The 25,910-nt window shown below is 29.3% G+C and carries 20 protein-coding genes and 1 pseudogene; 12 read left to right on the top strand and 9 right to left on the bottom strand.

Going from position 1 to position 25,910, the window contains the following annotated elements; translation table 11 throughout:
* Window positions 1–40: 40 nt before the first annotated feature.
* From HMPREF9629_RS03740 to HMPREF9629_RS03725, 4 genes are all read left to right on the top strand, one after another.
* Window positions 41–1,576 carry a YifB family Mg chelatase-like AAA ATPase gene (locus HMPREF9629_RS03740; protein ID WP_009525012.1) on the top strand — a complete coding sequence of 512 codons (1,536 nt, stop codon included), beginning with the start codon at window positions 41–43 and terminating at the stop codon, window positions 1,574–1,576.
* Between the two features lie 21 nt (window positions 1,577–1,597).
* The gene (locus tag HMPREF9629_RS03735) at window positions 1,598–2,362 is read left to right on the top strand and encodes a nucleoside phosphorylase (RefSeq protein ID WP_009525011.1); all 765 of its coding nucleotides are present in this window, start codon (window positions 1,598–1,600) and stop codon (window positions 2,360–2,362) included.
* A 62-nt stretch (window positions 2,363–2,424) separates the two neighbouring features.
* Window positions 2,425–2,757 carry a hypothetical protein gene (locus HMPREF9629_RS03730; protein WP_009525010.1) on the top strand — a complete coding sequence of 111 codons (333 nt, stop codon included), beginning with the start codon at window positions 2,425–2,427 and terminating at the stop codon, window positions 2,755–2,757.
* Between the two features lie 111 nt (window positions 2,758–2,868).
* Window positions 2,869–5,511: a valine--tRNA ligase gene (locus HMPREF9629_RS03725; RefSeq protein WP_009525009.1), complete on the top strand. Its 2,643-nt coding sequence runs from the start codon at window positions 2,869–2,871 to the stop codon at window positions 5,509–5,511.
* 130 nt (window positions 5,512–5,641) lie between these two features.
* Here HMPREF9629_RS03725 and HMPREF9629_RS11760 read toward each other — a convergent pair whose 3' ends face one another.
* The 4 genes from HMPREF9629_RS11760 to HMPREF9629_RS03710 form a co-directional block, all read right to left on the bottom strand.
* Entirely contained in the window at window positions 5,642–5,812 is a 171-nt protein-coding gene (locus HMPREF9629_RS11760) for a hypothetical protein (RefSeq protein ID WP_009525008.1), read from the bottom strand.
* Window positions 5,813–6,152: 340 nt separating this feature from the next.
* Complete coding sequence (locus tag HMPREF9629_RS03720; protein WP_009525007.1) at window positions 6,153–7,811, bottom strand: carbohydrate-binding domain-containing protein; 1,659 nt, start codon at window positions 7,809–7,811, stop codon at window positions 6,153–6,155.
* Between the two features lie 77 nt (window positions 7,812–7,888).
* Entirely contained in the window at window positions 7,889–8,590 is a 702-nt protein-coding gene (locus HMPREF9629_RS03715) for a DUF4956 domain-containing protein (protein WP_009525006.1), read from the bottom strand.
* 327 nt (window positions 8,591–8,917) lie between these two features.
* On the bottom strand, window positions 8,918–9,643 hold the full coding sequence (locus HMPREF9629_RS03710; RefSeq protein ID WP_009525005.1) for a polyphosphate polymerase domain-containing protein: 726 nt from the start codon (window positions 9,641–9,643) through the stop codon (window positions 8,918–8,920).
* Window positions 9,644–10,166: 523 nt separating this feature from the next.
* On the opposite strand from HMPREF9629_RS03710, the gene lexA reads away from it, so the two are divergent.
* Both lexA and HMPREF9629_RS03700 read left to right on the top strand, forming a co-directional pair.
* On the top strand, window positions 10,167–10,790 hold the full coding sequence (lexA, locus tag HMPREF9629_RS03705; protein WP_009525004.1) for a transcriptional repressor LexA: 624 nt from the start codon (window positions 10,167–10,169) through the stop codon (window positions 10,788–10,790).
* Between the two features lie 139 nt (window positions 10,791–10,929).
* Entirely contained in the window at window positions 10,930–12,927 is a 1,998-nt protein-coding gene (locus tag HMPREF9629_RS03700; protein ID WP_009525003.1) for a cell division protein FtsA, read from the top strand.
* A gap of 203 nt (window positions 12,928–13,130) precedes the next feature.
* On the opposite strand, the gene HMPREF9629_RS03695 is transcribed toward HMPREF9629_RS03700, so the two are convergent.
* Window positions 13,131–14,195 carry a hypothetical protein gene (locus HMPREF9629_RS03695; RefSeq protein WP_009525002.1) on the bottom strand — a complete coding sequence of 355 codons (1,065 nt, stop codon included), beginning with the start codon at window positions 14,193–14,195 and terminating at the stop codon, window positions 13,131–13,133.
* A gap of 832 nt (window positions 14,196–15,027) precedes the next feature.
* Between HMPREF9629_RS03695 and HMPREF9629_RS03690 the strand changes: the two genes are divergently transcribed.
* From HMPREF9629_RS03690 to HMPREF9629_RS03675, 4 genes are all read left to right on the top strand, one after another.
* A complete protein-coding gene (locus tag HMPREF9629_RS03690; RefSeq protein WP_009525001.1) occupies window positions 15,028–16,143 on the top strand; it encodes a BMP family ABC transporter substrate-binding protein in 1,116 nt (371 codons plus the stop codon).
* A gap of 10 nt (window positions 16,144–16,153) precedes the next feature.
* Window positions 16,154–17,665: an ABC transporter ATP-binding protein gene (locus HMPREF9629_RS03685; RefSeq protein WP_009525000.1), complete on the top strand. Its 1,512-nt coding sequence runs from the start codon at window positions 16,154–16,156 to the stop codon at window positions 17,663–17,665.
* 165 nt (window positions 17,666–17,830) lie between these two features.
* Window positions 17,831–18,883 carry an ABC transporter permease gene (locus HMPREF9629_RS03680; protein ID WP_009524999.1) on the top strand — a complete coding sequence of 351 codons (1,053 nt, stop codon included), beginning with the start codon at window positions 17,831–17,833 and terminating at the stop codon, window positions 18,881–18,883.
* Window positions 18,883–19,812, top strand: a complete 930-nt coding sequence (locus tag HMPREF9629_RS03675) for an ABC transporter permease (RefSeq protein ID WP_009524998.1) — start codon at window positions 18,883–18,885, stop codon at window positions 19,810–19,812. The genes HMPREF9629_RS03680 and HMPREF9629_RS03675 overlap by 1 nt, the downstream gene beginning before the upstream one ends.
* Window positions 19,813–20,016: 204 nt before the next feature.
* Here HMPREF9629_RS03675 and HMPREF9629_RS03670 read toward each other — a convergent pair whose 3' ends face one another.
* The 3 genes from HMPREF9629_RS03670 to HMPREF9629_RS12125 all read right to left on the bottom strand — a co-directional run bounded on the left by HMPREF9629_RS03670 (window position 20,017) and on the right by HMPREF9629_RS12125 (window position 23,142).
* Complete coding sequence (locus HMPREF9629_RS03670; RefSeq protein WP_009524997.1) at window positions 20,017–20,694, bottom strand: GNAT family N-acetyltransferase; 678 nt, start codon at window positions 20,692–20,694, stop codon at window positions 20,017–20,019.
* Between the two features lie 455 nt (window positions 20,695–21,149).
* Window positions 21,150–22,217 carry a putative bifunctional diguanylate cyclase/phosphodiesterase gene (locus HMPREF9629_RS12130; protein ID WP_009524996.1) on the bottom strand — a complete coding sequence of 356 codons (1,068 nt, stop codon included), beginning with the start codon at window positions 22,215–22,217 and terminating at the stop codon, window positions 21,150–21,152.
* Entirely contained in the window at window positions 22,186–23,142 is a 957-nt protein-coding gene (locus tag HMPREF9629_RS12125) for a GGDEF domain-containing protein (RefSeq protein ID WP_278224208.1), read from the bottom strand. Before HMPREF9629_RS12125 ends, HMPREF9629_RS12130 begins: the two co-directional genes overlap by 32 nt.
* Before the next feature lie 772 nt (window positions 23,143–23,914).
* Here HMPREF9629_RS12125 and HMPREF9629_RS03655 point away from each other — a divergent pair.
* Window positions 23,915–24,580: an RluA family pseudouridine synthase gene (locus HMPREF9629_RS03655; protein ID WP_009524994.1), complete on the top strand. Its 666-nt coding sequence runs from the start codon at window positions 23,915–23,917 to the stop codon at window positions 24,578–24,580.
* Between the two features lie 21 nt (window positions 24,581–24,601).
* Window positions 24,602–25,237, top strand: coding sequence for a precorrin-8X methylmutase (locus tag HMPREF9629_RS03650; protein ID WP_009524993.1), 636 nt, complete (start codon window positions 24,602–24,604; stop codon window positions 25,235–25,237).
* 96 nt (window positions 25,238–25,333) lie between these two features.
* On the opposite strand, the pseudogene HMPREF9629_RS12765 reads toward HMPREF9629_RS03650, so the two are convergent.
* Window positions 25,334–25,910: pseudogene (locus HMPREF9629_RS12765) on the bottom strand (IS30 family transposase); the annotation flags it as partial.

Genomic DNA, 25,910 nt, shown 5'->3' with positions numbered 1-25,910 from the left:
TGATTTAGTATAAATTGACAAACTCAAAAGAGGTGTTTTTTTGTTCAGTCAAGTAATAACAGCAGGTACATATGGAATAGACGGATTTAAGGTAACGGTGGAGGCGGATATAAGTAAAGGTATGCCGGGTATAACTATTGTAGGGCTTCCGGCTGTTGCAGTTAAAGAATCTAAAGACAGGATAAAATCGGCTATAACAAACTCACTTTTTAATTATCCGATAACAAAGAAAATAGTGATAAATCTGTCTCCGGCAGATGTAAAAAAAGAAGGCTCACATTATGATTTGCCTATAGCACTTGCCATACTAAGCGAAAATGTTTCTATGAACAACGAAAAGATAAAAAGTACAGCTTTTTTGGGTGAATTGTCGTTAGATGGTAAATTAAGAAAAATAAAAGCCTCAACAGCAATGATATTAGGTCTTGTAAAAGATGAAAACATAAAAAATGTAATAATTCCTAAAAGCAACGAAAAAGAAGCATCTATGATACCAGATATAAATGTATATACCGCCGAAGATATAAATGAAGTTATAGAATATCTTCAAGATGTAAGAGAACTTAAAAGAGTGGGAGATTTCAGCTCATACATAAATATACCGAGCTCAAAAGATTTTTCTGATGTAAAAGGTTCGTCTGCGATAAAAAGAGCTGCACAAATATCAGCAGCAGGCTTTCACAACCTGTTTATGATAGGAAGTCCTGGGAGCGGTAAAACAATGGTGGCATCAAGAATGAATACAATAATGCCACCGTTAAATGAAGATGAGTATATAGAAGTGAGCAAGATTTATTCATTTTTAGGAGAAATACCGGATGATATTGTGTTTAGGAACAGACCGTTTCGCTCGCCTCATCATACTATAACATATACTTCACTTATTGGTGGCGGTGCAATGGCAATCCCGGGAGAAGTGGTTTTATCTCACAGCGGTATACTGTTTATGGATGAGTTTTTAAATTTTGATAAAAAATTGATACAAGGATTGAGGCAACCGATAGAAGATAAGTTTGTAACAATATCAAGGGTAAATTACAAATTGACATATCCGAGCAACTTTTTGCTCGTTGCAGCTACCAATCCATGTCCATGCGGTAATTTTATGAATCCTTTAAAAGAATGTGTTTGTACTGAAAAAAAGATACATGATTATTTGCAAAAAGCATCCGGGCCTATACTTGACAGAATGGATATATTTGTAGAAACGACACCTATACCTTATGATGATTTGACAAACAATGCTACTGAAGAGATGTCATCTGAAAAATTGAAAAAAGGTGTATATATTGCTGTACAAGTTCAAAAAGAAAGATTTAAAGACTTAAACATAAATTATAACTCTCAGATGAACTCTAAACAGATAGAATATTATTGCAAATTGGAAAGTGATGCAGAAAAGCTAATTCAGATGTTTTTTAAATCATCGAAACTTACTGCAAGAAGTTATCATAGACTTTTAAAAGTAGCAAGAACCATAGCTGATATGGAGCAAAGTGAAAAAATAAAACAAAATCATATAGCAGAAGCTATAAGTTTTAGGAAGACATATAGCAAATATTGGGAAAAGATATAATAAAAAGGAAGGGCATATCATATGGCAATTTATAAAAATTCTATTCCTATATTGGAGTATGACGATAACGAAAAATCAGTTATTATGCCAAACAGAGCGAGCTTATATAGTTTTCCTAAATATGCAGTATTTGCATTTCTTGGAGATGAAATAGAAAAATTTGCCAAGAAAATGAGTTTAGAGCAAATTGGAGAGTTTATAAGTATAACAAAGATATATCCCATATATATTTTCAGATACAAAGAAAAAGATATTTGTTTGTGTCAAGCTCCTGTAGGAGCGTCAGCGTCAGTACAGATATTGGATTTTTTAATAGGATATGGAGCTGAAAAAATAATTTCGGCAGGTTCTTGTGGAACATTAACTGATATTGAAGAAAATGTATTTTTGATTCCTATTGAAGCATTAAGAGATGAAGGGACGTCATATCATTATTTGCATCCAAAAAGGACAATATGTGCAAATAAGAACGCAGTATCGGCGATTGAAAGAGCATTTTTGAAAAATAACATATCATATCAAAAATGTAAAACTTGGAGTACAGATGGATTTTTCAGAGAAACTAAAGATATGGTGGAATATAGAAAACAAGAAGGTTTCAGCGTAGTAGAAATGGAATGTTCAGCTCTTATGGCTTGTGCAGAATTTAGAAAAGTTGAATTCGGTCAAATATTGTTTACAGCAGATACATTGGCAAACATAGACAATCACAATGATAGAAATTGGGGAGCAGGTAGTCTTTCTTTAGCATTAAAATTGTGTTTTGATGCAGTTGTTGAACTATAAGAGATTATATAAAGAAACATTTTACTTACTTTCAGTTTTTCACCATATCTCAGGAGGAAACTATGGAAGGTCATGATTTAATAATGATGGTAATATCACTTATCTGTAGCACTGTATTTTACAGCATAGGCGTATTTGCGAGCAAACTTGAAAAGCCGATGTGGTTTTGGACAGGAGACGTTATAGATCCCAATAAAGTTAAAGATATAAAAGCGTATAATAATGCAAATGCTAAGATGTGGAAGATATATGGCTTATTATATTTTGTAACCGCCTTTATTTCATTATTTAAACTGAAATTAGGAATAATACTTCTCACGTTAATATCGACAATAGGTATAGTAGGTTTGATATGGTGCTATGAGATGATTATTAAAAGAAAATATATGTATTAGTATATTAAGATAAAAACAAATTAAAAAATCTATATATAAAATTTTATAAAAAACTGATATAATAAAGAACACTTTTTAAACTTAAATATTATAAAATTAGGAGATATTTTTATGCAAAATTTAGAAAAAAAATATACACCGAAAGATTTTGAAGAAAAGATATATAAAAAATGGGAAGACGGAGGTTATTTTAAATGTAAGGTAACAGACACAGATAAGGTTTATTCGATAGTGCTTCCTCCACCCAATATCACAGGTCAGCTTCATATGGGCCATGCGCTTGACCATACACTTCAAGATATACTCATAAGATTTAAAAGAATGCAAGGTTATGATACATTGTGGCAACCAGGTACAGACCACGCATCTATAGCTACAGAAGTAAAAGTTGTAGAGAAAATAAAAAAAGAAGAAGGAAAAACTAAAGAAGAAATAGGCAGAGAAGAGTTTTTGAAAAGAGCATGGGACTGGAAAGAAGAGTTTGGCGGAAAAATAGTTGAGCAGATGAAAAAGCTCGGTGATTCTTGCGACTGGTCGAGAGAAAGATTTACAATGGACGAGGGTTGTAATAAAGCTGTAAATGAATTTTTTGTAAGATTATATGAAAAAGGATATATATATAAAGGCAACAGAATAATAAATTGGTGTCCGGATTGCAAAACTTCACTTTCAGATGCTGAAGTGGATCATGAAGAATCATCAGGGCATTTTTATCATATAAACTATAAGATAGAAAATTCTGATAGAGTGGTTGAGATAGCTACAACAAGACCTGAAACCATGCTTGGTGATACAGCTGTTGCCGTAAATCCAAATGATGACAGATACAAAGATATAGTAGGTAAGAATGTTATTTTACCTATATTAAATAGAATTATACCTGTAATAGCGGATGATTATGTAGATATGAAGTTCGGCACAGGTGTAGTGAAAATTACACCTTGCCATGATCCTAACGATTTTGAGGTAGGATTGAGACATAATTTAGAACAAATACTCGTAATGAATGAAGACGGCAGTATGAATGAAAATGCAGGAAAATATCAAGGTATGGATAGATATGAATGCAGAAAACAGATATTAAAAGACCTTGAAGATTTAGGACAATTAGTTAAGATAGAAGATCATTCACATAACGTAGGACATTGTTACAGATGCCACACAGTTGTAGAGCCTATGACATCAAAACAATGGTTTGTAAAAATGGATGAGCTTGCAAAACCTGCAATAGAAGCATTAAAAAATGGTGAACTTAATTTAGTGCCGAACAGATTTGATAAAATATATTTGAATTGGCTCGAAAATATAAGAGATTGGTGCATATCAAGACAACTTTGGTGGGGGCATCAAATACCTGCATATTACTGTGAAGAATGCAATCATATGCAAGTATCAAAAACGAAGATAGAAAAATGCGAAAAATGTGGTTCAAAAAATATAAAACAGGACGAGGATGTACTTGATACTTGGTTTTCATCAGCTCTATGGCCTTTATCAACACTCGGTTGGGTTGAAAATTCCAAAGAATTTAATCATTTCTTCCCAACAAATACACTTGTTACAGGCTATGATATAATATTCTTTTGGGTTATAAGAATGGTCTTTTCATCTCTTTTTATAACAGATAAAGTACCTTTTAAAGATGTGTTTATACATGGTCTTGTAAGGGATTCACAGGGAAGAAAGATGAGTAAATCTCTTGGAAATGGTATAGATCCTTTGCAAGTAATAGATGAATACGGAGCTGATGCATTAAGATTTACACTTGCAACAGGAAACAGTCCCGGAAATGATATGAGATATTATGAAGAAAGAGTTATAGCTTCAAGGAATTTTGCCAACAAAATATGGAACAGTGCAAGATTTATCCTTATGAATTTAGATGAAGATATAGAATTGTCAGATAAAGATATAGAAAAAAACTTAGAAATTTCTGATAAATGGATATTGTCAAGGGTAAATACGGTAGCAAGAGAAATGACACAGAATCTGGATAAATATGAACTTGGTACGGCTGTAAATAAGGTATATGATTTTGCATGGAACGAGTTTTGTGATTGGTATATAGAGATAGTGAAACCAAGATTATATAATAGTGAAAACAAAATTTCAAAGCAAGCTGCACTTTTCACATTGAAATCAGTTCTTGAAGATATATTAAAATTACTTCATCCGTTTATGCCGTTTATCACAGAGGAGATATGGGGGCATTTGAATCCGGACACAATGATTATAGTATCAGATTGGTGTGTTTATGATGAAAGCAGAAATTATCCTCAAGAAGAACAAGTTATGGACAACATAATAAACTCTATAACTAAGATGAGAAACGCAAGAGCAAATATGAATATACCTCCATCAAAAAAAGCAAAACTATATATTTCTATGCAGGATGACAGTAAAAAAGAATTGTTTGAAAAAGGAATAGAATATTTTATTGCAGTTGGAGGAACAACAGAGGTTATATTTGAAGATGAAAGCAAACTTCCAAGCGATACTATAAAAGTGATAACAGAATTTGCAAATCTATATATACCTACAGGTGAGTTAATAGATTTTGAAAAAGAGCTTCAAAGATTAGAAAAAGAAAAAGAAAAACTCATAAGTGAGATAGACAGAGTGGTAAAAAAACTTGCCAACGAAGGATTTATTGCAAAAGCACCTCAAAAATTGATAGATGAAGAGAAAGCAAAAAAAGAAAAATTTGAAAAAATGCTCGAAGAAGTAAATGCAAGCATTGAAAAAATAAAATAGTTCCATACATTTTTGAATAAAATACTTTTAATAAAAAAGTGTACCACATTTTACTTGGTACACTTTTTTGTAGCTTAAAAAATAAACCACAAATTTAATTGGTTGTTTATTTTTACTTAGAACTTAATTATTATTTCACTTCCCAACGAGGAGCGTGCGTTCCATTTCCGCTTGGGCTACTTGGGCATTTTCCAGGTACAGACGGTTGGTTTATCGGAGCACCTCCTGTAGAAGTTCCAGAACTTGTATTACCTGTTTTTCCGCACCATTGACATCTTGCTATGTAAATTTTTACAGCCATTTATGATAACCTCCTTCATTTATTTTTCACATCTATTATATATATATATATATATTGTCAATAGTTTTTTATTTTACAACTTATATTTAGTTTTAGCAAAATTTTATGAAAAAATACTAAATTGAATGTATTTGATTATGAGTACTTTTATCTACGAATTATCGTCAGCAATCTTATTAATCAAATACATTCAAATATATTTTGTGTCAGTATGTGTTATTTTAATGGGCTTTATTATTAATTAGGGATTAGTATAATACTAATTTTTAACAGCATTATATATAAAATTTAAGAATATTTATAATTTGTAATAATATTTAGCAATAAATAGAAGTTTAAATTATCTGTGTCGTTCGTTTGAACTATATATATTACTTGTCATTTCAATGGTTTGAGTTTCATCTCCTGCTGTTATGGTATATTGTTCTCCTTGTTTTATATCAGGTGAACTTATCAGCAGTGAATTGTATTTTGTTTCCGGTGTGAATGTCAGTATGGTTTTTCCTGATGAGTCTGTAACTGTAACTTTTGTTCCTTCATTTTTGCTTGAAGATAAGTTTAATAAAATTGAACCTTGTGTTGAATCAGTTCCAAAATTTTGAGCCATTCCGGATGAACCTGCTGTTATGAATGTTCCGCTTGATATTGTTGCTGCTTTATTATAATCTAATGATCCGTTTCCATCATTGGTAGGGCCATAAACATATGTTGTCCCTCCGCTTACAGTAATATTTCCGTTAGAGTCTACACCGTCACCTCCAGCTTTTATGCTTATTGTTCCACCGGATATGTTTATATATGAATTTTCTTGAACTTCATCGATTCCTCCTCCCATATGTGGAGGCATTTGTCCGCCTTGTGGAGGAGCAGGTCTGCTTGATGCATCCGGCATTTGTCCGTCTTGTGGTGGAGATGGTCTGTCTTTTTTGCTTTGTTTTTGCGTACTTTCTGATGACTGTGAATTATTTTGAGTTTGAGTATTTGTTGTACTGCTTCCACTTGTTGCATTTAATCCGTCATCTTTAGATACTACATTTATTTCTCCGCCTGTAATATCAACTTTTTCTCCTTCTAATCCTTCGTTGCTTTGCAATATATTTATTTTACCACCGTTTATAATTAGTCTTCCATCTGAATGTATACCGTCATCATTGGTTGTTATATTAATAGTTCCGTTGTCTATTTGTACTATACTTGATGAATCTATTGCGTCGCTGCCTGATGTAAGGTTTAGACTTCCACCTCCTATATATACATACCCAAGTGAGGTATCATCGCTGTTTTCTGAATGTATTGCATCTTTAGTTGCTTTTATAGTTATATTTCCATCAGATATTTTTACATTGTCTTTTCCTTGTAAACCGTGATTAGCTGCTGTTATTTCATAATCACCGCTTGTTATTACTAAATCATCTTTAGATACTATGCCATTTCCATAGTTGGCATTTATTATAAGCTTACCTTGACCGTTAAGTGTAAGGTCATCTTTAGAGAAGATTACACCATCTATATTGTTATCATCTATTGCTACAAATTCACTTTTATTTGACAGTGTATTTATACTGTTTTTTGCCAGAGTTATGAATACCTTATCAGCTTGTTTTACATAAATAGCAGCTGATGTGTCATTGTTTATAGTTACAGAGTCAAGAACTAATGTTATCTTAGCTTCTTTTGGTGCATCTACTATAACTTGTCCATTTGTTATTGTTCCTGACAATATATATGTGCCTTCCTCACGGATGGTTACAGATTCATTATTTAGTTTTATAGTTTTACTTGTTTTTTCGTCATACCCTATTTCCTTGTCTTTTTTAGAAAATAGAATTGCAGAGTCGAGTGCGTCTATTGCAGTGCTATTGGTAGAAGTCGTTTGAGAAGTTGTTTGTGAATTTGTTGTATTGACAGTTGTTGAAGATGTTTTTGCAGTTGCTGAACAAGCCGTTGTATGGATTGCCAATAGAGCTGTTAATAGTAGTATTGCTAATTTTCTTTTCATTTTAGTTTCCTCCGAATTTGAAATTTTATTTTTTAAATGTAAATTAAATTTTATAATTAGTATTTATTTTAAATGAATTATAATTCATTAATATTATTTTCTTGCTGTGATATTGATATTTCTAAGTTTCCGTTTCTGCAACGAAGCTTATCTATAAATTCTTTTTCGGTATTTTCTTTTTTTAAGGTTATATTGTAGGTCAATTTGAACAAACTTCCCATATCTGTAGTTTTTACATTTGTCATTTGGCAACTTGTAGTATATTCTTGGAACAAGTCATCCAATGCGCCTGTGTATTCAAGGTCTTCAGGTATTGCTATTCTTAGTGTTTTCTCCAAGGCGGCATATTTTTTTGAGCCTATTCCTATATGGTTGTATAGTATTTGCATAATGCATATAACTATTATAAATACAGTAGCATAACCTATATATCCCATACCTGTCATAAGTCCGCTACCCATTGCTAAAAATATTGCACCTATTTCTGTTGAAGTTCCTGCCACACTTCTAAATCTTACTAATGAAAATGCACCTGCCACTGCAACACCTGCGCCTACATTTCCGTTTACCATCATTATGACTACACAAACCATAGCAGGCATAAGAGCTAATGTTGTGACGAAATTTTTAGAATATTTATTTTTATATTTGTATGTCAGTGCTATTATAAGTCCTATTATGAGTGCAGATATTAAACAAGTCATAAAACCTGTTATTCCAACTGCTGTTGCAGTTGTCGAAGCATCTTCAAATACTCCTGTGAAAATAGCCATATTCATATTTTTTCCTTCTTTCTTTTTTGTTTTTAAGTGGTATTAATATTATTTAATTGCCTTTTTTAGTTTTATATTGGCTAATATGATTATAAAAGATAATAATTATCTTTAAATTTAAAGTATTATATGATTTATGAAAAGCATTTGATATTTGTTTAATACGGATACCTGTTTGATTAACAGCTATACATAAATATAGTAATTATTTATTTTTTTTATGATTATAAATTAAGAATAAGTTTACATTTAATCATATATTTTTATTTCAAGATACAAAATTGTACCGATAAAAAGTTAATTTGTCATATATTAAATGATTTTATAAAAATATTAAGATGCTTTTAATGTCAATATTTTCATATCTTTTATTTCTTTTGCCATTTTGTAGGCATTTCCATATTTTGAAAAAGATGTTTTGTATATATGGTTTTTTGTAAGTATATCTGTCATCCATAAAGGCAGACCGTTTACTGATTTCATCTCCATAAGCACCGTACCATCTTTTAGAATCTGTGTTCCGTAAGGGCATTCACATAAGGATAGATTATCTTGTCTCCACATTATGTTTGTATCGAATGTTATTCTGAAATTGTCATCTTCCATATCAAAATATGCTTCTCTGTCACAAGATATATACATTTTAGATGTTATACCTTCGTTTATTTTTATAAAATAGTCAATTTCGTTTAATATTTGACTGTTTTTGTCAGGCCTATTACCGTTTATAAGATAATCCATAGCTTCTTTTTCAGGCATTGATATTCTTCTTTTATATACGACTGATTTATATTTTTTCTTGAGTTCTATAAATATTTTGCTGTCATGTGTAGCAATACCGTATGAGCGAATTCTGAGTTTTTCTTTGTATGCAGGCTTTTGCATTGAACGTCTTATAAGCAGATTGTTTTGTGTATCAAAATATATACTGATTACTGTACTTCTTCCGTGTTCATCTTCTTGCATATGTTCTTTCATAGCATCTAATAAAATTTTCTGTTCTTGCTTTGTTATTAAATATTTTTGTTCTACACGTTTGAATATATTTGTGTTTTTCATATATTATCACCCCTTTTTATAACTGCTGTTTGTTTTTGATAAATTAATTATAAATTCTCTACTTAAACTCAAGTTAAAATTATAGTTTAAATTTACTTAAAGTTTTTTTAATGCTATATAGTGCTTGAAATCACACTTTTTCATATAAAAAAGTTTTTTGAAAAATATAAAAACTAAATTATTTTTTATAGCTTAACTTTAAACTAAAATATGAAAAATTTAAGTTAATATTATTAATGAATCAGCTATTTATAGTGTTATTTACAAAAAAGAATTTATAAAATTATATTTTTATGTTATTATGTTATAAATAAAATTTTTAAATTTAAAGAAGCTAAAACGATTAAGAAAAATTTATAAAAAATATGGATTGTTTTACTGTTAATATTGTACAAAATTTAAAAAGCAAGTATTAAATTTTTAAAGTTATTGCATTTTTGTAGATTTATTGATTTTATAAAGTTTTACAATATCGGGTTTTCAGTTGGACAATAGAAAAAATATTTTGAGGAGGTGTTAGAATATGAAAAAAGAGCTTAATGCCAATGAAGCACGAACATATGAATATATAAAATGGTATTTATCTGAAAATGGATTTTCCCCATCTATATCAGACATAGAGACATCTCTTGATTTGAAATCTACTTCTACTGTACACAGGATATTGAAATCGTTGGAAGAAAAAAATTATATTAATAGGCAGTATAATAAGAACAGATCGATAACGCTTGTGGATGGAGTTGACGAATATGATTATAAGAATAATATAACCTTGCTTCCTCTTATAGAATATAGAAATATGGATTTTGATGTATTTGATAAAGAAAATATACAGGATTACATACCTATACCCAATAATTGGATAAGTCAGGGAGATTTTTTTATAACAAAAGCCAATGATGATTCAATGATAGATGCAGGTATATATAATTCAGACTTGCTTATAGTACAAAAAATTCAAACACTTAGAAATGGCGAAATAGCGGTAGCTTTAATTAACGATAGAAATTTAACAGTAAAAAGATTTTATATGGAAAAGCAAGACAGAATAAGACTCCAACCGGAAAATTCAAATTATGACGCAATATATTTTAAAAACATAAGAATACTTGGAAGAGTGAAAAAATGTATTAGAAGTTTTTTTTGATTTATTATAAAGTCAAGTTTTTTACAGATTTTTTGTTATTAAGACGGAAAATATTGGAGTTTAAGCATATATAGAGTTAATGATTTAAAATAAAAAATTAAATTTTATGTAAATATTTTTTAAGAGGGGTCTTTATAAAATGGACATTAATCAAAATGAAACTTTCTTTGCCTTGGACATAGGTACAAGAAGTATTATGGGAATTTTAGGCGAAAAAGACGGAGATATAATAAAAATAAAAAATGTAGCTATGGAACTGCATAAAAAGAGAGCTATGTATGACGGACAGGTACATGATATTCAAGCAGTGGCTGATGTAGCCCAGATAGTAAAAAACAGATTGGAAAAAGAAAGCGGAGTAAAACTTACAGATGTTGCGATTGCTGCGGCAGGACGTTCATTAAAAACAATACATACAAATGTTATTGAAGAATTTGAAGAAGAAACTTTAATTGATTCTCAAATAATGAAAAATATAGAGATAGAAGTGTTGCAACAAGCTGCAAACATACTCAAAGAAAATTTGAATGACAATGTATCGTATTACAATGTAGGACATACGGTTATGACATATAAATTGGACGATTATGAGATTAAAAATCCTAATGGACATAAAGGTAAAAAAATTTCACTTGAAATAATAGCTACTTTCTTACCTAAAATAGTAGTTGAGGCATTGGATTCGGTAATGCACAAAATTGACTTGAACATATCGTATATGACATTGGAGCCTATAGTAGCATTAGAAGTTGCCATACCTGAAAATGTCAGACTTTTAAATATTGCAATGGTCGATATAGGTGCAGGCACATCAGATATAGCGATTACAAAAGACGGAACAATAATTGGATATTCAATGACATCTACAGCAGGCGATGAAATAACAGAAGCTCTATCTCAAAAATTCCTGTTAGATTTTGATACGGCTGAGATTATAAAATGCAATCTTTGTAAATCTTCAGAGCAATCTTTTACAGATATAGTAGGCACACAAATAAATATGAGCACAAATGAAATATTGGAGCAAATTCAAGATTCTATAGAGTTGGTTGCTAAAAACATATCCGATGCAATATTAAAAACTAATGGAAAATCTCCAAGTGCCGTCTTTTTGATAGGAGGAGGTTCTCAATTACCAATTCTTAACAAACTTATAGCAGACAATCTTCAATTACAAGAATCAAGAGTTGTGGTAAAATCTGTCGAAAACATTCAAAATATAGAATATGATACACCTATTTTAGAAGGACCGCAATCTATAACACCTGTAGGTATATTGACATGTGCAATAAAAAATGAGAGAAAAGATTTTATGGAGATAAAAGTGAATGATAAGAAGATCAAGCTGTTCAGATCAGCAGATCTTAAAATAAGTGATGCTCTTATATTAGCTGGTTTTAATCCGAGAGATTTAATATCAAGAAAAGGAAAATCAATACTTGTAACTATAAATGGAGATAAAAAAATATTTAACGGAACTTATGGTGAAGAAGCTAAAATAAATTTAAACAATCAAAAAGCAAATATTGACACAAATATACATGATGGAGATACAATATCAATAGAGCCTGCTACTTCAGGTCAAAATGCACAAGTTTCAATAAAAGATTTGATAAGTGAAAAGTATATATATATAAATGATGATATAGTTCCTTATTTTTGCAATATAAAGATAAACTCAATAGAATGTAAAGATTATTCTACAATGCTTGAAAATGGCGATGAAATAAGTTATGACATTTTGGATAGTACGGATAAAATAAGACAAAATATGAATATAGCGGATGACAAGCAAATTTTTATAAACGGAGAATTTTCAAAATATGATTTAAGTGTAGAACCCGGTGATAAAATAAAAATATCCGAGATGCCGAAAGAAAAAGAAACTTCAGATGTAGATGTACAGTCTGTTAAAAAGAGTATAACTGTCATATATAACGGCTCTATGATAACAATTAAATCAAAAAGAGATAAGATATTGTTTATAGATATATTTGACAATATAGATTTTGATCGCTCCAAGCCGAAAGGCAACTTAATTATGAAACATAACGGTAATACAGCAGAGCTTACAAGTGAACTTAGAAACGGAGATAGAGTAGAAATTTTTTGGGAAGAAAAAAATAATATACATTAACAAAAAAGCACCGATAGATATATAATATGCTATATATTTATCAGTGCTTTTGTATTCATAGTTATATTGTTTTCTAATAAAATTATGGATAACTTATATAATTATATAACATTGATACATAGTTTATTGAAAAGATTAATCATTATGATTTTCTGTTGTTCTATAAGATTTTAGCATTAATACGAGATTAAAAAAACTGATTTTTAACCGAATGGAGTGTATTTTCCATAAATATATTCATATAAATCTTCTACAACATAGTATTTCATAATAACTGTACTTGTATTGTTTATAAAAAAATTACCTAAAAGCTCTTTGATTTCTGGATTTTTAGGATTGTCAACCCTTATTGTCAAGAAATATCCTTCTCTACCTTCCACTAAATAATTATTATCATCTGTAGTCTCTTTAACATCAGTAACATAATATCTTTGATTAGCTCCCAATATCTTCAATTTTCTTAATATCTTCGCAGCCATTTCTCCTGCCTGTTTCTCAGTTATAAAAGTTTCAGGATATTTCATAACTGCCGAATCATCATATAAGACTTTTTTTGTCTTTTGATCAGTAACAGTTCTCATAACAGTGTCAATCATATAAGTCCCTATATAATGATCTCCTATACCGTCTTCCATAGTAACTTTTACATATAATTTGTAATCATCTTTGCTGTCTCTATGAGTATCATATAAAAATTTAGCTTCTTTTGATAGCTTTTTGTCTCTTATAACCAATGAAGCGATTAAATTATAGTATACATCATCATCTCTGTTAAAAGAAAAAGTTTTTCCTTTATTAAAAATAGGTACGACAATTTTATAGTCGGGAAGAGAAAATATACCGTCATTTTCTATATATATCTTGTTTGTATTGTTTTCAACATAACAGTACAGTTTATTGTTTACAGAATAAACTGAATAGTTGCCAGGAATTCTTTCATTAAGCTCATCTATCATTATTTTGTTATATTCATAATAAAAATAATCAGCTTCAGAAGTAAAATCAGTGATATTGTAGTTCTTTTTTAGTTTTGTGATTTTTGCTTTATCAAGTTCAGGTATTATGTAAAAAATTCTCGGTACGTTCTCAAGATATTTCGCTATAGTTTTCTCAATAGAAATTTTTTGTTGTTTTTGGGTAGTTTTTTTATTTGTAGTAACATTGGTTTTAGGAGTTGCATTTTTAGAAACGGCAAGGATATTGCCACCCAAATAAGTTAGCATGCAAGCAAAAATGAGCAATATAAATAAATTCTTTTTTTTAAACATTTTTTTCCTCCTTGTTAATAGTTTTTTGAAAATAATACCAAAATACATCAGAAATAACATATAATTTTTATATTTCCTCTTATTCAGAAGGTAAATATAATAGGCGACAGCATTAAATATTTAAAATTAAAAATTATTTTTTTAATATTTATACATATATTTTTTACAGTACATCAGTATAAATATAAGGAAAAACGTTTATATATTTAATGATACAATATATAAGTTTAAAAATCAATGATAAAAAAATAATGTCATTATATTTTAACACTAAATACTATGAGAAATTACACTATTTTTAAATTTTATATATTTATAGTTTTTAAAAAATACAATTTTTTTAATGATATTATTATATATACTTTTAATTGATGTTTAGTATAATGCAAGCTATTTATTCGGATAATATCAAACAGCATAAGCAAAGGATGTAATTTTTAAAAAAATATGAAACTTTAAATACAATTATAATTCTTTCATACAATTAATATAAAACTATATATTTAATATTTAAAAAAATAATAGCAAAAAGTATTTACAAAAATAAAGTAGTGATATATAATTTTGGAATAAAACAAGTGATGATTTTTTATATTTATGAAAAAATATACATAAATTTAAGAACATTACAATACATATTTTAACAAATAGTTTACAAATTATGATAAGAACTGTTATAAAAAAGATATAATCATGCGAGATATTTTTTATTGTATTATTTTTAGCATATTACAATATCTTTATAAACAGCCTTTAATATTGTAAATTTGTAAATTATTATCATTACTTATTTTGTATTATGATTAATATTTTTTTGACAAGGAGTGTTTTTATGAAAAAGATTTTTTCAATTTTTGCTGTTATGATGTGTGCGTTGTTTTTAATGGTTGGTTGCGGTGCTTCAAATGATAAGGCTTCAGATACTAAAACATCTGATGGCTCTGAGCCTATAAAAGTAGGATTTTTGTATATAGGACATATAAATGACGGTGGATTTACACAAGCTCATGATAAGGGAAGATTGGCATTGGAGGAGAATTTAAAAGGTAAAGTTGAAACATTATATCAAGAAGGAGTTGCTGAAAATACACAAGATGTTAAAAATTCGGCAAAAATAATGATAGATCAGGGAGCAAGTGTAATATTTGCTACAAGTTTCGGCTTTATGGACGCAATAGAAGAATTATCAAAAGAATATCCGGATGTAAAATTCATACATTTTTCAGGCTATAAGATGAATGATACAAATTTTGGAAATTATTTTGGAGCTATGGAAGAACCGAGATATCTGTCAGGAATAGTTGCAGGTTTGAAAACAAAATCAAATAAAATAGGATTTGTAGGTGCATTTCCGTTGCCTGAATTATTCATTAGTATAAATTCATTCACATTAGGCGTTAAATCTGTAAACCCTGATGCGACAGTACAAGTTGTATGGACTAATTCTTGGTATGATCCTGCAAAAGAAAAAGAAGCTGCTGATGCCTTGCTTGCAGCAGGTTGTGATGTTTTGGCACAACATTGTGATACAACAGGTCCACAAGTAGCAGCAGAAGAAAAAAATGCTTTTGCGATAGGATATAATTCTGACAGTTATGACTCAGCTCCAAAAGCATTTATGACAGCTCCTATATGGAATCATGGAGTATTTTATACAAAAACTGTTGAAGAAATATTAAACGGAACTTGGAAACCGGAAAGCTACTATGGAAATATAGCAGATGGATATGTTGATTTGTTACCTCTTACAGAAAATGCGCCTGAAGAAGCAAAAGCTAAGGTAGATGAAATAAAAGCAAAAATGGTTTCAGGAGATTTCAAAGTATTCACAGGTCCTATTAAAAATCAAGCAGGTGAAGTAGTGGTAGAAGAAGGAAAAAGCTTGAATAGAGAAGAGATATGGAAAATAGACTATCTTGTAGATGGAGTGATAGGAACTACAAAATAATGGAGGATTTATGCAAATAGCCATAGAAATGAAAGACATCTCAAAGAGCTTTGGAAGTATAAAAGCTAATCAGGATGTAAATTTAACCGTAGAAAATGGAGAAATCCATGCTTTACTTGGAGAAAATGGTGCAGGAAAATCCACTCTTATGAACATGTTGTCAGGTATATATATGCCTGACAGCGGTTCTATTTTTGTTTATGGAGAAAAAAGGACATTTAACTCGCCTGTGGATTCTATAAATATCGGAATAGGTATGATTCATCAGCACTTTAAATTGATAGATGTTATGACGGCAAAAGAAAATATAATATTGGGACAAAAAGGCAGTAAATTTATAGATGAGAAAAAACTGACAAAAGAAGTTTTGGAAATATCAAATAAATATGATTTGGATATTAAACCTGATAAAAAAGTATATGATATGTCGGTTGGAGAAAAACAGACATTAGAGATAATAAAAGTGCTTTATCGCGGGGCGAAGATACTTATAATGGATGAACCTACAGCGGTGCTTACACCACAAGAAATACAAAAACTTTTTCAAATAATAAGAAATATGAAAAATAGCGGATGTAGTGTAATAATAATCACTCATAAGATGAATGAGGTTATGGAGATAAGTGACAGAGTTACAGTTCTTAGAAAAGGTAAGAGCATTAAGACTGTAAATACTAAAGAAGTAACTTCAAAAGAACTTGTAGATATGATGGTTGGGAAGCAGGTATCACTTTCAATAGAAAAGCCTATAACAAAAAAATCTGAAGAGCCGGTATTGAAATTAGAAAAAGTGAGCATAATGTCAGAATATAACAGATACTCACTTAAAGATATAAATTTAGATGTATATGGTGGAGAAATACTTGGAGTAGCAGGTCTTGCAGGTAGCGGTCAAAAAGAGCTTTGTGAGGTTATAGCAGGTCTTATGAGAGCAAGTGAAGGTGATATATTTTTTAAGGGTGAAAAAATAACAGACAAATCTCCCAGACAAATAATAAATCTTGGTGTCAGAATGGGTTTTATACCGGAAGACAGACTTGGAATGGGATTAGTAGGTTCAATGGATATAGTGGATAATATGATGTTGAAGGATTATGATAATAAAAAAGGCATATTCTTAAACAAAAAATCTATGGTAGCGAAAGCAAAAGAAATTGTAGAGCGATTGGAAATATTGACATCAGGTTTAAATGAGCCTGTAAAAAAGATGTCAGGAGGAAATATACAAAAAGTTTTGCTTGGTAGAGAAATAGATTCAAATCCTAAGTTGCTTATAACTGCTTATCCTGTAAGAGGCTTAGATATAGGAGCGTCTTATAAAATATACGAACTATTAAATGAGCAAAAACAAAGGGGTTCGGCGATACTTTTTATAGGTGAAGATTTAGATATGCTGTTGGAGTTATGCGATAGAATAGCAGTTATATATAGCGGTAATATAAATGGTATATTGGATGCTTCTACTGCGACAAAGGAAGAAATTGGGACCTTGATGTCAGGTGGAACCAAAAAATATAGTTAATTTATTAAGTTTGTATATTTTTTATACGATTAAGAATACTAAATATCAAGTAAAATTATGTACACAACAAAGTTGTTAATAAAAAAATTAAGAAAGCATGATGTCCACTATTTAAACAAGTATCAGTAAAAAATATGAATTCAAATATATAAATTTGGAGAAACTATGATAAAGATTATAAAAAGAGAAGATGTTGATAAAAAATTTACTACCATAATTAGAATATCAGCAGTATTATTTTCGTTAATTTTTGCAGGTATGTTCATAGCATTTATCGGATATAATCCTGTAAAAGTTTTTGCACAGATGTTTTTTGGAGCTGTGGGGACACAGATGAGACTTCAAGAGACAATAAATAAAGTAACTCCGCTTATAATAACATCACTTGGCATGCTTATAGCATTTAAAATGAAGTTTTGGAATATAGGAGGAGAAGGACAAATTACTATGGGTGCTTTAGGAGCATCATTTATAGCACTTAACTATGGAGATAAAATTCCCCAATTACCATTAATTATTTCTATGATTATAGCATCTGTTATATTTGGTGGAATATGGGCTTTGATTCCGGCTATTTTTAAGGTAAAATTTGGAACAAATGAAACAATATTTACTTTGATGTTAAATTATATAGCAATAAAAATTATACAATACTTGCAATTCGGACCGTGGAAAGATCCAGCTGCAACCGGCTTTCCTAAAATACCGACATTTAATCAAAATGCCATTTTACCTCAGATATTCGGAGTCCACATCGGAATAATAATGGCTATGGTATTATTGATATTTATATATGTATTCATAAAATATACAAAAAAGGGTTATGAAATAGAAGTTGTAGGAGAAAGTATAAATATTGCAAAATATGCAGGTATGAATGTAAATTTTATAATATTATTTGCCATTACATTGTCTGGTGGATTATGTGGTTTGGCAGGTATGGTGCAAGCCTCTGCAATGGAAAAAACTTTAAGTTATACATTATCAGCAGGATATGGATATACGGCTATAATTACAACATGGCTTTCAAATTTGAAACCTAACTATATATTACTTACATCAATTGCATTTGCTATATTATTGCAAGGAGGAACATTTGTTCAAGTATCTATGCAAATTCCGTCAGCAGTTTCCGGAATGATACAAGGAATAATACTGTTTTTTGTTTTAGGCTCAGAATTTTTTATAAAATATAAACTTGTAAGGGAGAGTAAATAATGATTGCAGATATACTTACTGCAGCTGTTAGTGCAGCTACACCGTTATTGTTTGCGACAATAGGTGAAATATATACCGAAAAATCAGGAAATCTGAATCTTGGTGTAGAAGGCATGATGATAATGGGTTCAGTAGTAGGATTTATATTCGGCTATAATACGCAAAGCTCTTCAATAGCACTTTTGAGTGCAGTATGTGCAGGAATGTTTGGGGCATTAATATATGCCATACTCACTATAACATTAAGGGCGAATCAAGTTGTTTCAGGTCTTGCACTTACAATATTTGGAACAGGATTTTCAACTTTTTTTGGCAAAAATTTTGTAGGAAAAGCTACTCCGGATACATTAAAAACAGCTTTTTCTTCTTTTGAAATCCCTTTATTATCAAAAATTCCGTTTATAGGAAATATATTTTTCAATCAAAATATACTTGTATATTTAAGTTATCTATTGGTGATATTTACTTGGGTATATATGTATAAAACAAGGTTTGGTTTAAATTTGAGGGCAGTTGGAGAAAGTGCCGCCTCAGCTGATGCATCAGGAATAAATGTAAATTTGTACAAATATGTACATACTTTAATAGGAGGTGCGTTGGCAGGCTTAGGAGGAGTATATTTGTCTCTTGTTACAGTTCCTGTTTGGCAGGAGGGAATAACAAGCGGGCGTGGTTGGATAGCTGTTGCACTTGTTATATTTTCATCTTGGAGACCTGTAAAAGCATTTATAGGAGCTTTGCTGTTCGGAGGACTTGACATATTAGGTTTCAGATTGCAAGGCATGGGCATACACATATCTCAGTATATAATAGATATGCTTCCTTATTTGTGTACAATAGCTGTTATAATAATAAGCACAAGAAAAAATGCACCTGAAGACAGAGGACCTAAAGATTTATCAGTTGCATATTTCAGAGAAGAAAGATAATAAAAAAACTCGGCTTTTTCAACATATTATACTAAAATCTAATGAAGTATAGAAAAATAGTGTTTTGTAAATTTAATAAAATACAACATTATTTAGATATTTCTTAATAATAAACTATCTATTATTCTATTAGAAATTAGTATTATACTGATATATGTTAAAAAATGGATATCAGTATAATTATTGAAAAATCTGAGTTTTCTATTATAATCTTTTTTTAAGACGTCTATTTACATCTGTCCTTGAAAGCCATATTTGACTTTTGCATTTCTCACATTCCAATCGAAAATCCATACCTATTCTAAGTATTTTGAATATATCATTTCCACAAGGATGAGATTTTTTCAGTTGAATTATATCTCCTACTATAAATGGTATCAATATTTTTTCATACGCTTCTCTTTGTAAGTCAGGAGGTATTGTGACTATACCACATTTTTTGTATTTTCTATTTTTTAATATGCTCTTCATAGGCACATTTAGTGAATGTGTGTCTATTCTTATGGAGCGTATATTTTTGTTTATACATTCCTGTTCTGCAAAATCAAATAATACTTTTGACAGACCTTTACCCCTTGCGTTGTCATCTAATGATAATCTGTGAATTACACCATAGTCATAATTACTTTCCCATCTTCCGTTTTTAATTTTGTCATAATTTGTGTCTTTGTCAAATGACAGACTAATATAACCTATTACAGCAGCATCATCCACCAATACATAAGCAGTTTCATTTTGCATATCTCTTATTACACTTTTTTCACTCGGTTTTGAATTGCCCCGCCATTGGTCGGAGCCATAGGAGGCTATAAACTTACTTGCATTGTCAAAGATTTTAATTATGCTGTTTATATCTTCTTTTGTAGCTTTTCTTATTATCAAGATTTAAGCACCTCATTTCAAAAATTTTTCGCCTAAGTATTTTTTTATATCTTTTTTGTCTGAATGTGGTGTTATTTCGATACTACTTTGAGTTTCCTGGTTTATTACTATAATTTTTGTTTCATCGTCAGATTTAAAGTTTTTTATTACAGTAGCCTCTAATATAGGTCTTATTTGTAATTTATTTTTTTTGTTTTTTCATAATCTTTAGTGAAATAACTGCCTTTTAGAGTCAGTATTTTTGTATATATATTCAAAACGCCTCCTAATTGATAGACTTTCATTAAATTTTTTAATATAATACTCAAATATATTTTTATATATGCACTTTTATAAATATCAGAAAAGCGATTATTTATAAAAGTGCAGGTAATTTTGATTACAAAGTATTTCGAGCATATATTTATTTAAACAGTTGTTAATATAAATATATAAACAATTGAAGTTTATTAAAATTAATCTGCTATAAAATCATCAAATTCAAGTTCCGCTATCTTTTCAATATCTTCAGTCGGCATAGGCTTGTAAAAGTAGTAACCTTGCATTTTTTTCAGATCATGGGCTATTAAGAATTCGTATTGTTCTTTTGTTTCAACACCTTCCGCTATTATGTCTATATCAGTACTTTTGCATAATTCTATTAACGCCACTATTATAGCTTCATCTTTTGTGTTATTTCCGATACCGTTTATAAAACTCATATCTATTTTCATTCCGTTTACAGGAAGTGAGCGAAGATAATTTAAAGATGAGTAGTTTATACCGAAATGATCAATAGTTACATTTATGCCCAATTGCTTCATGTAGTTGAGCATTTCTATGGATGTTTCAATATTTTTTGCTAAATATTTTTCATCTATTTCTATGCTTATTTTTTTAGGATCAACTCCTGTGCTTTCTAAAATTTTTGACATATTTGAATATATGTTGTCTTGTCCGAATCTTTGAGCGGAAAAATTTATAGATATGTTAAAATCTTGACCTTTTCTATTCCATTTTTTCTGCTGATTGCACACTTCATTCAAAACCCATAAAAAAATATTGGATATATATCCTGAACGCTCTGCAATTGGTATAAAAACATCGGGGAATATAAGTCCTTTTTGAGGATGAAACCATCTTATAAGCGCTTCAAGACCTACAATAACAGCTTTTTCGCCTATATATTCCATTTTTGGTTGGTAAAACAGCTTGAACTCGTTGTTGTTTATAGCTGATATCATATCATTTGTCAGATCAAATTCTTTTTTTATATTACTGTGACTTTCTTTTTCAAAAACTGCAAATGAATTTTTTCCATTTTCTTTTGCTTTATACATAGCTATATCGGCATTTTTTATTAGAGTTTCTATATCTTTTCCGGCATGTGGATATATTGAAAATCCTATCGATATTGAAGTATTGATAATTTTATTTTCCAACAATATAGGCTCTCTTAAATTTTTTAATATTTTGTTGCTTAATTTATCTATAAGATATTCAGGGTTGCTTCTATAATTTTTTACAAATATTAAAAAATTCATCTCCGCCGACTCTTGAAATTATGCTTGTATCAGGAACAGATACTTTCAATCTTGAAGAAATTTTTTTTAAAATCTCATCACCTGTAGTGTGTCCGAGTGTATCATTTATATTTTTAAAATTATCCAAATCAAGATAAATGACAACGTGGCGATTTATAATAGGATTGGAATCCATTATTATGTTATGAGATATTTGTGAAAAAAATCTTCTGTTATATAAGCCTGTCAGAGGATCTGTTGATGATATTTGTAGCATCTTACTTTCTGAATCTATTCTTCTTTTTATTTCAGTATTTAATTCATTGTTTATATTTTCGAGTTTTTGAGTGCTTTCTTTTATAAGTTTTTCCAAATTTTTATTTATGTTTTCTATTTTCTTTTGTGATTCATGAACTATACCTATATCAAGTATAGTTAATATATCAAACGGTTCATATGCTGAATTTTCTTCGAATTGAAATTTGTTGCACAACACGTTTACAGTTTCAGGAGAATCAAGTTTTTTTAACTTGAATATTTTGCTGAAAAATTTGTTTTCTTTAAAAATTTCTTTTGGAAATATATTCTTAGCTGTTTTTGAAGGTAATACTTTATCACCTTTTTCTCCTAAAATATTAAAGAACATATTGTTTACATATTTTATTTTGCCGTTATATATAAGACATATTGCTTCCGGAGATTTGTCAAATGCCTGCAAAAGTAAATCTGATGTGTTTATACCGAGTAAATCCAAATTTTTTATAGCATAATATATACAAGCTATAGGAATAATACTTAAAATAAAATTGCTGTTGAGGTTATATACGCCGGAAATCTTCGGAGTAACTATATCTGTAATAAACACATATACTAAATAAGCGGATATGGACAATATTAAAAGAAGTGATGATTGCTTATCTCTTTTTATAGTGGAATTAAAATACAATTTAATAGTTAAGACCGATATTAATAAAGATATTAAAATATAATAGGCGGAATTCATATAAAATACAAAATCATTGAAAATCAATCCGCGAACTATGAGATTTGAGTCTATATACAAAGTTGCACTATTTGCAGAAATAGAGTTGGATATGGATACAATTATAGTAAATACCGAAAACACTCTTATCAAAGAAGTAAATATTTTATGTTTTTTATGCTGAAGATTTATTATAAAATCAAGTAAACAAAGTACAGTAAAAGGAAATACGCTCTTAAATATGTAAAACAAATTCAAAAGTAATGTGTTGTTGGTATATTGTATGTGCGATATCATAGCTATTATGCAAAAAAAAGCATAAAAGAGAGAAAACAAAATAAAACCGCGTTTAATCAACATATCTGATTTTTTGCATATAAACATCCATAGCAAGAAATAGGAATATATATATTAAAAATAAAAGTAAAAAATATATATAAGGCATATTTAAAATCTCCTAAAAATATAAAAAACAATTTGTATTTATATTATACCATAATTATTAATATATTTATCAAAATTTTTCAAAATTTATAATTTACGAAATTTATAATTTTTTTGATAAATCGTGTATTAAAAAAATATAATCTGAAAACAGTATTTTAATAAATTTTACAGTTTTAATTCTTGTAAAAAGTAATTTAATTTTATAAAATAGGTATAATCGTAAAAATTGAATTATTATTTTAGTAAAATATACAGATAATTTATAAAAATATATTGAAAAGGAATATTTATGTATAATTTGAATATTATATATGAAGATAATCATATAATAGTTGTGGATAAAATAGCAGGTGTACTTTCACAATCTGATGATAGCAATGATATGGATATGCTTACCCTTGTAAAACGCTACATAAAAGAAAAATATAACAAACCTGGCGAAGTATTTTTAGGACTTGTTCACAGATTGGATACAGTTACCTCAGGAGTTATGGTATTTGCAAGAACTTCAAAGTCAGCTTCAAGACTATCTGAACAAATAAGACAAAACAATATGAAAAAAACATATTTAGCAGTCTTTGAAGAAGAAATAAAACAAAAACGAGGCAACTACACAGATTATCTTTTAAAAGATTCAAAAAAAAATATAGTTACTGTTACGAAAGATAAGAATAAAGGGAAAATAGCTGTATTAAACTATGAAGTGTTAAATATAAATAACGGTAGAACGCTTGCTAAAATAGAGCTTATTACAGGACGTTCACATCAAATAAGAGTGCAATTTTCATCAAGAGGCTATCATATATACGGTGATGCAAAATATGGAGCTAAAAATAAAGAAAAAAAAGCTATTGCACTGCATTCATATGAACTTAGCTTCATACATCCTACTAAAAAAGAAGAGATGACATTCATATGTGAACCCAAAAGATACCCGTTTGATGAGATGATTTAAAAAATATAAAAAGGATAGATTATGAATTATATAAAAGACCCTAAAGCTATAGAGAAAAAAAGTTTTGAAATTATAAGTGATATAATAGAAAATGAGCATAAAGGCTATAAATTCAATAGTGAATTTGAAGAAAAAATTATAAAAAGATGTATACATACATCAGCAGATTTCGACTATTTGTATAATCTGAAAATATCGCCGGATTTTGAGCAGGAGATAAAAAAAGCTGTAAGAGATAAGGCTACTATATATACAGATACTACAATGGCTATGTCTGGAATAAGCAAAGTTACGTTGAAAAAATATGGTATAGATATAAAATGTTTTGTTGCTGATGAAGAAACCAAAGTTCTTGCAGAAAAACATAATATAACACGTTCAATGGCAAGCGTTATAAGAATATTTGAAGAAAGAACACCTAAAATAATAGTAGTTGGAAATGCACCTACGTTTTTATATAAGACAATAGAGCTATATAATATTGATAAATCAGATGTGAGAGCTGTCATAGGAGCACCTGTTGGCTTTGTTGAAGCTAAAGAATCAAAAGATATGTTATATAAAACAAATATAAACTATATAGCAGCTCTTGGAAGAAAAGGTGGCAGCAATATAGCTGCTGCAATAATAAATGCAATATTATATTCGTTTGAATAAAGATTATAAAATAATTATTTTATTAATAATGAAACAATTTTGGCATATCGTATATTAATGATAGATTGTCAAGATAAGTGCAACATTTTTATAAAATCACTCAAAAAACTTACTTAAAACTTCTAATGGAGTTTTATAACCTAATCTCTTTCTTGGTCTGTTGTTAATCATGTCAACAACTTTTTGTAGAGATTCATTAGTAATATTTTTAAATGAACTACCTTTTGGAAAAAACTGTCTAAGTAGTCCGTTTGTATTTTCATTTGTGCCTCTTTGCCATGGTGAATATGGGTCACAAAAGTATACGTCCATTCCTGTATGTTCTTTAATGTATTCATGCATTGCAAACTCTTTACCGTTATCTACTGTGAAGCTCTTTTTAAGTTTTTTAGGTATGTTTTCAAATGCTTGAATGGTCTTGCTACTAAACTCAGTATCTGTTTTAGTTTCTAACTTAAATGCTACAAGCCTGACTTTCTTTCTACGTGAGTTCCAAGTAGACCTGTTTTTCTCATACCAAGTACCGTATCACTTTCAAAATGACCAAACCTACTTCTATTTATACAACCTGATGGTCTTTGAGAAATATTAATGGTGTTGGGTATTTTACCTCTGTTATCATTAGAAGTATTTACGTTTTTTATGTTTATTCATAAATCTCATTTTCTTCTTT

Origin of the sequence: Peptoanaerobacter stomatis, from assembly GCF_000238115.1 — a bacterium.
Classification (GTDB): domain Bacteria; phylum Bacillota; class Clostridia; order Peptostreptococcales; family Filifactoraceae; genus Peptoanaerobacter; species Peptoanaerobacter stomatis.
Note: the sequence above shows the minus strand (reverse complement) of the source record. Positions and strands in the feature narration are given on the sequence as shown.